Raw genomic sequence first — 9,839 nt, 5'->3', positions numbered from 1 at the left:
CTTATACCTTTTTAGCTCAATCAAACTTTTTAGCTTTACGAAATAAGAACTTATTTTTTTTTCAATTCAATCTATCGCAATGATAATTCGAATATTATTAAGGTTCAAAAATAGAAAAAGCCTGCATTTATTGAAAATGCAGGCTTCATATAGCTCTTGTTTATAAAGGTTCTATTATTAGAACGATTCCGTCTAAAGCGACAATCTTAATTTCGGTTCCAGATGGAATATCTTGACTGGCCTTTGCTGACCAAGAAGAGTCACCGAACTTAATTCGACAGCTACCTTTCTTTACGTCTTCACTTAAAATAACGGTTTGACCTACCAATTGCTTTTCTCTTTGGTTTAACTCTCGCCCTGCATCCGATTGCTTGTCATTCGAGAGTTGTCTTCTCCACCACAACCAAGTGGTAATAAGAGAGAAGCTAGCAAAGGACAGCCATTGCATCTGCCAACCAATTGGTAATGCTCCTAATAGGGCACCGACCAGCATGGCAGATATGCCTATCCATAAAAAGTAACCAGCGGTTCCAATTAGCTCAAGCGCTAACAATGCTAGACCAAACGCTAACCAATGCCAGTGGTTTACTTGTTCTAGTAATTCGACCATAAGTTAGTCCTTACTACCTTTGTCATTCTTATGTGCAAACATCTCCGCGATACCCGCAACAGAACCCATAAGGCCAGTTGCTTCGAGTGGTAGCATGATGATCTTGCCGTTTTCAGCTTGGCCTATAGATTTCAATGCGTCGGTGTAACCTTGTGCAATGAAGTAATTGACCGCTTGCATGTCACCTTGAGCAATTGCCGTTGATACCATTTCTGTCGCTTTAGCTTCTGCTTCTGCGGCACGCTCACGGGCTTCTGCTTGCAATATTGCCGCTTGCTTCTCACCTTCTGCTTTCAGGATCTCTGATTGCTTGTGGCCTTCTGCTTTCAAGATCTCAGCTTGTCGTACACCTTCTGCTTCTAAGATATCAGCACGTTTATTACGCTCGGCTTTCATCTGGGCATTCATCGCAGCAGTAAGGTCTGCTGGTGGCTGTACGTCTTTAATTTCGATACGGGTGACTTTTACGCCCCAAGGGTTTGTCGCTTCATCAACGATGTTCAGTAGCTTGGTATTGATCATGTCACGCTGACTCAGCATCTCATCCAGTTCCATCGAGCCAAGCACAGTACGGATATTGGTGAGGGTTAAGTTACGGATCGCATGTTCAAGGTCATTCACTTCATAAGCTGCCTTAGGCGCGTCGATAACTTGAACAAAACAAACCGCATCGATAACCACATTTGCATTATCTTTGGAGATGACTTCTTGTGCTGGGATGTCGAGAACACGCTCCATCATGCTGATGCGCTGTCCAACTTTATCAATAAATGGAATGATTAAGTTAAGACCCGGTTTAAGGGTGTGTGTGTATCGCCCGAAGCGTTCAACGGTCCAGTTGTTGCCTTGTGGAACGGTTTTTACGCCAGCGAAGATAAATAACAGTGCGACGGCAGTAAAGACGCCGATAGTAATCAAGGTATCAATAGGCATACAAAATCCTTTGCAAGTTTGAGTTTTTGATAGTTCAGTATTGATACTGGCTCATATTTAAATTCTGAGCAAATTTATAAACGAGAAATGGGCCATAAATCATTGATTTTATGGCCCATTTTACATTCTATTATGCGATAAACTAATTGATTGAATTGTCAATTTTCGATGTTTAATCTACGGCTTTTTAGGTTTAACTAGTAAAGCAGAGAGTACAGTTGTCGACGGTACTTACTGGCAACTGGGTTACCTTGTCCAAGCGCACTCAAGATGTCCATGAACTCTTTCTTCATGTCACCATCGAGAGCATTAAGATCTTTGGCTAGGAAAGACCATAATAGATCCATAGCTTCTTCACTGCGGTTCACTTGGTGATATTGCAATGCTAATTCAGATGCTGTTTTAGCGTCGCTCGGATTTTGCTGAAGAGCTGCTTCTAATGCTTGTATTTCAGGGCTGTCTGCTGCTTGTTTATGAAGTTCAAGCTTTGCAACTAAGCCTTTGTAGTAGTTGTCTTGGTACTCAAGAGGGATAGTTGCTAGCTGAGTTTCAGCAAGGTCAAATTGTTGCGTTTCTAACAAACACTCTGCGATCGCCAGTTTTACTTCACCTTTATTCGTCAGCTCTGCTGGAAGTTGCTGCATTGCTGCTAGTGCCTGTGTGTGCTCGCCAGCTTGCATTTGCTCAAGAGCCTGACGCAAAGTAAGTTCATCTTGGCTAGGAAGGTGTTTGCTGAGCATATCGACAATAGCTTCTATGCTTTGAGGGCCACCGAGCCCATCGACTGGCTGACCATTAACAAACAGTGCAATAGTGGGCAGTGCTTGAACACCAAACTGGCTAGCAATAGCTTGCTCTTGTTCGCAATTGAGCAGGGCTAAGGTGAAGGCACCGTTGTATTGCTGAGTTAAAGTTTGCAGTTCAGGAATGACTTGGGCGCTCTCTTGGCTCATTGGTGCCCAAAAATGGATGAGTACAGGGGTCTGCATCGAACCTTCTAATACTTGACGAAAGTTCTGCTCATTAAGTTCAACAATATGCGGAGATTGCATTTACGTTCCTTGAGGTTTGTTTTGTGGATACGTTGCAAATATGGGGGGATTAGTCGGTAACTTCAAGATCTAACTCGGTTATCTCGGATAAAAAGAACCAAAAATAGAAAAACGCTATGCTTCGATGTTGATATAATTGTTATCTCAACATGGAAGGCATAGCGTTATCATCGAGGTAGTCAGTGAGGCGTTGCGTGAGATACTCAAAACAGAATAAACAACGTAATCGCCAGACCCACACCTACCCAATTAAGGCGGTTTAAAGTCATGAGATTTCCAGAGTAGAACCATCAATTGGGAATAACTGATGGGATAGGATAATCATGACATCTTATTGTTACGGAAAAATTACATCGTTACATTAAAGTTTGCGACTCTGCATTCAAAGTTAGTAATTTATGCAGCTTTTCTCAAAATAGGGTCTAGCAAGCGACTCGGTAGAATCCTTTTCAATACCGCGAACACTTTAGTCGGGGTCGTAACTCGGTATCTTAGCTTGGGTTTGTCGGCGGTGAGAGCATGGAATACCGGCTCAATACAACTTTCTGGAGGCAGGACAAAAGCGTTATTCGATGATTCTTTTTCGAGTCGATCTTTTTGTTGTTGGTAAGCGTCTTGGTGGGCGCTGCCAGAAATGTTGATCCATTTATTGAACGCTTTCAAGGCATTGGTTCTAAATTGAGTCTCAATTGGCCCTGGTTGCAGTAATGAGATCTGTATACCGCTGCCATGCAGTTCTAATCGTAAGGTATCTGTCCAACCCTCAATCGCGAATTTAGAAGAATTATAAGCACCACGATACTTCATGGCTGCAAAACCTAATACGGAACTGTTTTGTACGATTCGACCTTCGCCACGCTCGCGCATGTGCGGAAGGATCTGACAGACGAGATGATGCCAACCAAAGAAGTTGGTTTCGAATTGTTCTCTGAGTCCTTGGGTCGGTAAGTCTTCTAGTGCCCCTGCTTGACCGTAAGCACCGTTATTGAATAATCCATACAATCCATTAGGTGCGAGATCAATAGCAAGCTTGGCGCCATGCTCAATACTTTCTTGGTTGGAAAGATCTAATTGAATACAGGTGAGGCCTTCATCTTGAAGGCGTTGAACATCTTGTGGATCACGACAAGATGCAATGACATGAAAACCACGCTTTTGAAGTGCATGAGCACATGTATAGCCAATACCTGTTGAGCAACCGGTAATCAGAATCGACTTGTTCACACTTAATCCTTTATTAGAGTCTCTATCGCTCTAGGGTAAAGAATTAGTCTTGATGTTGTAACAAGTTTTTTAGTGCTGGCTCGATTCTTGAGTAACTAAAGATGAATCCCATCTCAGTGAGTTTCTTCGGCTTGGAGCGAATGCTGTCAAATAGCAAACAAGATGATTCCCCCATGAGAATCGACATTGCCCATTTCGGCGTGAATAAGAAATGCGGTCGGCCTAATTGTTTCGCTAACGTGCTGCTGAACAGTTTGTTGGTCACAGGGTGAGGGGCACACATATTGAATTCCCCTTGAGCGTGGGGGAGTGACAACAAGTGATTGATGGCTCTCACCATATCGAGAATGTGAATCCATGGCATGTACTGCTCACCTGAACCTATTGGACCACCGACGCCGAGTTTATAAGGCAATAGCATCTTCTTGAGTGCGCCGCCATTCTCGCCAAGTACAACCCCTGTTCGCAGTAGTATCACGCGTGTGCTTTCTGATTGTGCTCTCTTGGCTATCTCTTCCCAGTGGGCACAGACTTTATGAGGAAAGCTTTCATCTTCTACTTGCAGTGACTCGTCAAACGGGTGCTGCTGTTGATCGCCATAGTAACCCACGGCTGATCCGCTAATAAAAGCGTGTGGCGGGTTGCTACTGGCATGAATTAATTCGACCAGCTTTTCAGTGATGTGCCAGCGGCTGTTACAGATCCTCTCTTTTTGTTCTGTACTCCAACGCTTATCGGCAATCGGCTCACCCGCGAGGTTGACCACCACATCAAAGTCATTGAGATCACTGAGCTCATCAAGGGATTGAATGTAATGAAGGTTGTTCTGGTTGAGGTGATTTAGGTTTTGCTTGGCATTTTCAGGACTCCGCGTCAGCAATGTCACGTCGTCAGTGTTCCAACTCTTGACCAATTCAGAGCCAATAAATCCAGTACCACCCGTTAACAATATCTTCATACCAATCTCCCTATTAAACATAATTATAGACATGGCTTGTTTTTAGTCGCCAATCAATACGAAAAAATCACTATAACGATCATAAGGTTTCAATCGTGTGATGCCCAAATTACGCCTTTTTCAATTTACAAAGGAGTGAAATTAAATTCATCAAGTCAGGATGTGTACCGTCATCACACTTATGCACTTTACTCGGATATGTTACCAACTGCGTAATATTTGTCACATAAGCAATGATAAGGATTTGCCATGATTATTATTAATTCATAATCAGCGACAAGGAATTGCGATGACGGCGGTGCTTGCTTTGTTTCGATCCATGTTAGGTAGCCTGAGGGATCTATTGCCAATCGTGGCGGTAATCGCTTTCTTCCAGCTTGCTGTCTTACAAGAGCCACTTCCTCATCTTTTATCTATTCTGACTGGCTTAGTGCTCGTCGTTTTTGGACTCACTTTCTTTATCTTTGGCCTTGAAATGGGGTTGTTTCCAATTGGCGAATCGATGGCTCAAGCATTTGCCAGAAAGGGGAGTGTGTTCTGGTTATTGATCTTCGCTTTTTGTTTGGGTTTTGGTACCACCATAGCCGAGCCAGCGTTAACCGCAGTCGCTGCCGAAGCCGCAGAAGTGGCAGCTGAGGGAGGTGTAATCCCCAATACGTTAGATGAAATGGAGCAGTATGCCAATGGCCTGCGCTTTACTGTGGCACTGTCAGTCGGTATCGCTATTTTACTCGGTGTGCTGAGAATCTTAAAAGGTTGGCCAATCCAGTACATGATCATCGGTGGATATATTGGAGTGGTCGTGCTCACTGCATTTGCTCCGGAAAACATCATTGGAATTGCGTATGACTCTGGTGGAGTAACGACATCGACGATCACCGTCCCATTAGTAACTGCGTTAGGGGTGGGTTTAGCCTCGGCAATTAAAGGGCGTAATCCGATGATAGATGGTTTTGGGTTGATCGCGTTTGCTTCGTTGCTGCCGATGATGTTTGTCATGGTGTACGGGATGGTGGTGACATGATCAGTGTTCAACAATTTATCGACACCTTTCTCGGCACTGTGATGGATGTGATCCCGATTGCGATCATCATCTTCGGTTTTCAGTTGGCGGTATTACGAAAGCCAGTCAATAACCTAGCCAAAGTGCTGATCGGTTTCTTCTACGTCATTCTTGGCTTATCACTCTTTTTGATGGGATTGGAACTCGCGTTATTCCCTCTAGGGGAGACGATGGCAATGCAACTCACCGAGCCAAGTTTTTTGACTGAGTTTAAGATCAGTTCTGGTCTTGCTTTGGCTTGGTTTGATTATTACTGGGTCTATCTTTTCGCGTTTTGTATTGGTTTCAGCACCACGATAGCCGAGCCCTCTTTGATTGCTGTAGCGATTAAGGCGAACCAAGTTTCCGGTGGCAGTATCAGCGTCAATGGGCTGAGGATCGCCGTGGCATTGGGCGTTGCTATCGGTATCTCACTGGGCAGCTACCGTATCGTTGCGGGTGACCCGATCCACTACTACATCATTTTTGGTTATGTCGTCGTGGTCATTCAAACCTTTTACGCCCCAAAACTCATTATCCCATTAGCCTACGATTCGGGTGGCGTCACTACATCAACGGTGACAGTCCCTTTAGTAACGGCGCTCGGGCTTGGACTTGCTTCAACCGTACCAGGAAGAAATCCTGTCATTGATGGCTTTGGATTGATCGCCTTTGCCAGCTTATTTCCCATCATTTCAGTGATGGGCTATGCCCAAATAACACAATGGTTAAACCGTTTACATACCTCTAAGGAGAGCAAAGATGCGCTTTAAACTTATCCTAGCGTTTGTAGAAGAGAGCAAGACCGACACTGTGCTCGATGCCGCGCGTGATGCGGGCGCGACTGGAGCAACGGTGATTAATAACGCCAGAGGGCAAGGCTTAAACCAAAAAACCACCTTCTTCGGCTTAACGTTAGAGGTGCAAAAAGATGTGTTGCTGTTTGTGGTTGAGGAACACTTAGCGAGGCATATTCTTGAAACTATTGGCGAAGTCGGTGAGTTTGACCAGGAGTCAGGACAAGGTATAGCGGTGCAGATCGATATCGAAGACGCAGTCGGGGTTGCGCATCAAGTCGAGACGTTAACAAAGGTTGTGGAGGATGAGCTATGAGTACCAGTGAAAAGATCCGAGTAGGCGATGTCATGGCCAATACGTATGTGATTATCGATGGGCTAACCACGGTGTTAGAAGCGATAGAGATGGCTAAAAAGCACAAAGTGAAGGCAATCATTGTCGATAAACGCCACGAAGATGACGAATACGGCATCGTATTGATGAATGACATTGCCAAGAAAGTACTGGCTAAGAACCGATCTCCAAAGCGAACCAATGTTTATGAGATCATGACCAAGCCAGCGCTAAGCGTGTCTGCTGAGATGAACGTAAAGTATTGCGCTCGCCTGTTTGAACGCTTTGGTATCAGTCGTGCGCCAGTAGTTCGTGATAACAAGATAGTCGGTATGGTTAGTTACAATAATATCGTGATCAATGGTATGGCGAGAGATGACGTGTAGCATTTAGATACGTACAATAGGCTCATAAATTTTATGGAGAAGTACGTGTGAAATTATTTTTTGCTTCAGACCTACACGGTTCGCTGCCAGCAACAGAAAAGGTATTAGAACTCTACCAAGCATCTGGTGCGCAATATTTAGTTCTATTGGGTGACATTCTGAATCATGGACCAAGAAATCCGATTCCAGAAGGATACAACCCGCCGGCGGTTGCAGATAAGTTGAATGCGTTTTCTCAAGAGATCATTGCCGTTCGTGGTAACTGCGATAGCGAAGTGGATCAGATGTTGTTGTCTTTTCCAATGATGATGGATTACTCGTGGGTGCTATTAGAATCAGGCCAGCGTATCTTCCTAACGCATGGCCATTTGTACAACACCAATAAACGCCCTGCGTTGAAGGCGGGCGATATCATTGCACACGGTCATACCCATATTCCTGTCGCCGAATACCAAGATGACATCTTTATCTTTAACCCTAGCTCGGTGACATTCCCACGAGAGGGACACGCGGCAAGCTATGGCATCTATGAAAACAATACCTTCAAAGTCATTAGCCTTGAAGGTGATGTTCTCGTGAGTGGTCAGCTTTAAATCATTGGATCGGCTGTGAAAGGCTTATTTTGAGTCCACGTGGCCGAGATCTCTGTCTGGAGCAATGATGTTTCGTACTCTTTGCTTCAGAACTTTCGCCTCTGGAAAACCGTCATCTGCTTTTCTTTCCCAAATCTGCACACCATTACAAAAGATTTCGAACCTGCCTCCTGTGTCTGGGTGTAAGCTCACTTGTTCAATTTCTTCGCTGAAGGTATGCAGTAGCTCTTGGCATAACCAACTAGAGCGAAGCATCCAATTGCATTGACGGCAATAGTGTATCGCGATTGTGGCTTTTGTTGCTGTCTCTTTCGCTGGCGCCAGATTAGGTTGTTCCGTTTTCATGGTTAATCCTTAAAATGCTACATCCGTAATTTGATACCAACGGCTAACAAAAAAGGGGCTTCATGCCCCTTTTTTCTATTGGTTTACCGTTTCATGGTATTCAGCTATTCATAAACAGTAAATAGCGATCCAATCTTAGTTTGAAAACAATACGGTAGAACCATGATTTAAGCTAGTCAGTAGCAGTGCCTTCGGGTTAACAATATCTATGCGGCGGCTTTGCTCTGCGTCCATCTTAATGACTTGAGTGATCAGCTCTAGCTGTTCTTCTGAAAAGTCTTGGCGCTGAGCCGAGGTCACATCTTTAAACTCCGTTGGCGAAACCAGTAAGTAGTTATCGTTAATATCCCACTGACCCGTTTCAGAGATGTTGATGACATTCGCAGGCTCAGTTTGATTACCGTAAAGTCTAACCACTGACATTCTTAAATATGTACCATTTGGTAGGTATTTCGCATTCGATGATAGTTCAACTCTACGAAGTGGGCCGATTGAGTCAGCTTGCTTGTTATCGCTAATCAGCGTCACCATTCTCGACTGCCATTCATGCTGAGTGAGCAAGCGCTCTACTTTTGCATTGCTGCTCCAATATAGCCAACCACTCAAAAATGCCGATAGAACCAGTAAGATAATCGATACTTTTAATTTCATGTTACTTACCACCGTTACAAATGTCGTTTACATCCGACTGGTTTGCGTAAATTCTTAGGGTTACATTTTCGCTCGAGTAATCTTGCGGGTGAATGTAATTGAGGGCAAGGTTATTGGTTTGTCCTCCTGTAGCGATCACTTCAGCCGGCTTTAACACACCAGTGTGACTCGTGTTGTAACTTAATACACACTTTTCTATTGCTGGCAGCCAACTGCTGAGGTCTGGGTGGTTAACCGGTGATTGAACCTTTACACCATCCACTTCAGTCAAAACCGTGAACTCGGACTCCACCGGGGTAGTAAACGTTAAAACGAGAATCGGCATGATGAAAGCGGCAAGCAGTAACCAAAATGTTAACCATTTATTGGTGCTTTTAGCCGGAGCTACAACAGGAGCGGTTGCTGGTTCTACTGCCACTTTAGTTTGTTGAACTTTTGTAATTGGCTCAGGTTCAAATGTGTCAGTGATTGCTTGTTCAGTCGCTGCAGGCGTTGCAAACGTTAGGATAGGTTCAACGTCATTTTCTGCAATTTCAGCGGCTACTGGCTGATCATTTGATGACAGTGGCGCAGAGCGCTCAACGGTCGCAATAAATTGGTAACCGCGCTTCGGTACTGTCTTTACGAATTCAGGAGATTTAGTCGAGTCTTTGAGCATCTTTCTCAGAGTCGATACGGCTTGCGTTAAGCTTGAGTCATCCACCTCAAAGCCTTGGTCTCGCCAAACATACTCATGCAATTCATTACGAGTGATAACTTCATTAGGCCTTTCTGACAGCATCAAGAGAATGCGGCTTTCATTGCTACCAAGACGTACGACTTCACCGTCGCTCATTTGATCGACAAGTGAATTGCTGTTTGGGTCGAATACGAACCGTTGTGCGAGAATAAACTTTGTGCCGATATTACTCATT

13 protein-coding genes are annotated in these 9,839 nt (G+C 44.3%); 5 read left to right on the top strand and 8 right to left on the bottom strand.

Going from position 1 to position 9,839, the window contains the following annotated elements; translation table 11 throughout:
• Positions 1 to 160: 160 nt before the first annotated feature.
• The 5 genes from AB4493_RS10570 to AB4493_RS10550 all read right to left on the bottom strand — a co-directional run bounded on the left by AB4493_RS10570 (position 161) and on the right by AB4493_RS10550 (position 4,777).
• A complete protein-coding gene (locus tag AB4493_RS10570; protein WP_017061926.1) occupies positions 161 to 610 on the bottom strand; it encodes an NfeD family protein in 450 nt (149 codons plus the stop codon).
• Between the two features lie 3 nt (positions 611 to 613).
• A complete protein-coding gene (locus tag AB4493_RS10565) occupies positions 614 to 1,543 on the bottom strand; it encodes an SPFH domain-containing protein (RefSeq protein ID WP_017063395.1) in 930 nt (309 codons plus the stop codon).
• A gap of 197 nt (positions 1,544 to 1,740) precedes the next feature.
• Positions 1,741 to 2,595 (bottom strand): co-chaperone YbbN, encoded by an 855-nt coding sequence (locus AB4493_RS10560; RefSeq protein ID WP_372154959.1) that lies wholly within the window; start codon positions 2,593 to 2,595, stop codon positions 1,741 to 1,743.
• Positions 2,596 to 2,991: 396 nt separating this feature from the next.
• Positions 2,992 to 3,819, bottom strand: coding sequence for an SDR family oxidoreductase (locus tag AB4493_RS10555; protein ID WP_372154958.1), 828 nt, complete (start codon positions 3,817 to 3,819; stop codon positions 2,992 to 2,994).
• 43 nt (positions 3,820 to 3,862) lie between these two features.
• Positions 3,863 to 4,777: a TIGR01777 family oxidoreductase gene (locus AB4493_RS10550; protein WP_372056258.1), complete on the bottom strand. Its 915-nt coding sequence runs from the start codon at positions 4,775 to 4,777 to the stop codon at positions 3,863 to 3,865.
• 289 nt (positions 4,778 to 5,066) lie between these two features.
• Between AB4493_RS10550 and AB4493_RS10545 the strand changes: the two genes are divergently transcribed.
• From AB4493_RS10545 to yfcE, 5 genes are read left to right on the top strand one after another with little or no spacing between them, the layout of a single operon-like run.
• Complete coding sequence (locus AB4493_RS10545; RefSeq protein ID WP_017072437.1) at positions 5,067 to 5,801, top strand: DUF1538 domain-containing protein; 735 nt, start codon at positions 5,067 to 5,069, stop codon at positions 5,799 to 5,801.
• A complete protein-coding gene (locus tag AB4493_RS10540) occupies positions 5,798 to 6,592 on the top strand; it encodes a DUF1538 domain-containing protein (RefSeq protein ID WP_017062208.1) in 795 nt (264 codons plus the stop codon). The genes AB4493_RS10545 and AB4493_RS10540 overlap by 4 nt, the downstream gene beginning before the upstream one ends.
• Positions 6,582 to 6,932, top strand: coding sequence for a P-II family nitrogen regulator (locus AB4493_RS10535; RefSeq protein ID WP_017062207.1), 351 nt, complete (start codon positions 6,582 to 6,584; stop codon positions 6,930 to 6,932). The genes AB4493_RS10540 and AB4493_RS10535 overlap by 11 nt, the downstream gene beginning before the upstream one ends.
• Positions 6,929 to 7,336, top strand: coding sequence for a CBS domain-containing protein (locus AB4493_RS10530; RefSeq protein ID WP_017062206.1), 408 nt, complete (start codon positions 6,929 to 6,931; stop codon positions 7,334 to 7,336). The genes AB4493_RS10535 and AB4493_RS10530 overlap by 4 nt, the downstream gene beginning before the upstream one ends.
• A gap of 47 nt (positions 7,337 to 7,383) precedes the next feature.
• Entirely contained in the window at positions 7,384 to 7,929 is a 546-nt protein-coding gene (gene yfcE / locus AB4493_RS10525) for a phosphodiesterase (protein ID WP_017068995.1), read from the top strand.
• A gap of 24 nt (positions 7,930 to 7,953) precedes the next feature.
• Here the strand turns inward: yfcE and AB4493_RS10520 are convergent, their stop codons facing one another.
• From AB4493_RS10520 to AB4493_RS10510, 3 genes are all read right to left on the bottom strand, one after another.
• Positions 7,954 to 8,274, bottom strand: a complete 321-nt coding sequence (locus tag AB4493_RS10520; protein ID WP_017062204.1) for a SelT/SelW/SelH family protein — start codon at positions 8,272 to 8,274, stop codon at positions 7,954 to 7,956.
• A gap of 135 nt (positions 8,275 to 8,409) precedes the next feature.
• Positions 8,410 to 8,925 (bottom strand): regulatory protein ToxS, encoded by a 516-nt coding sequence (locus AB4493_RS10515; RefSeq protein WP_017063402.1) that lies wholly within the window; start codon positions 8,923 to 8,925, stop codon positions 8,410 to 8,412.
• Position 8,926: 1 nt separating this feature from the next.
• A complete protein-coding gene (locus AB4493_RS10510; RefSeq protein ID WP_017063403.1) occupies positions 8,927 to 9,838 on the bottom strand; it encodes a transcriptional regulator in 912 nt (303 codons plus the stop codon).
• Position 9,839 lies beyond the last annotated feature (1 nt).

Origin of the sequence: Vibrio sp. 10N.222.55.A1, from assembly GCF_041473835.1 — a bacterium.
Classification (GTDB): domain Bacteria; phylum Pseudomonadota; class Gammaproteobacteria; order Enterobacterales; family Vibrionaceae; genus Vibrio; species Vibrio crassostreae_C.
The sequence above is the reverse complement of the archived record's forward strand: the minus strand, read 5'-3'. Positions and strand labels throughout refer to the sequence as shown.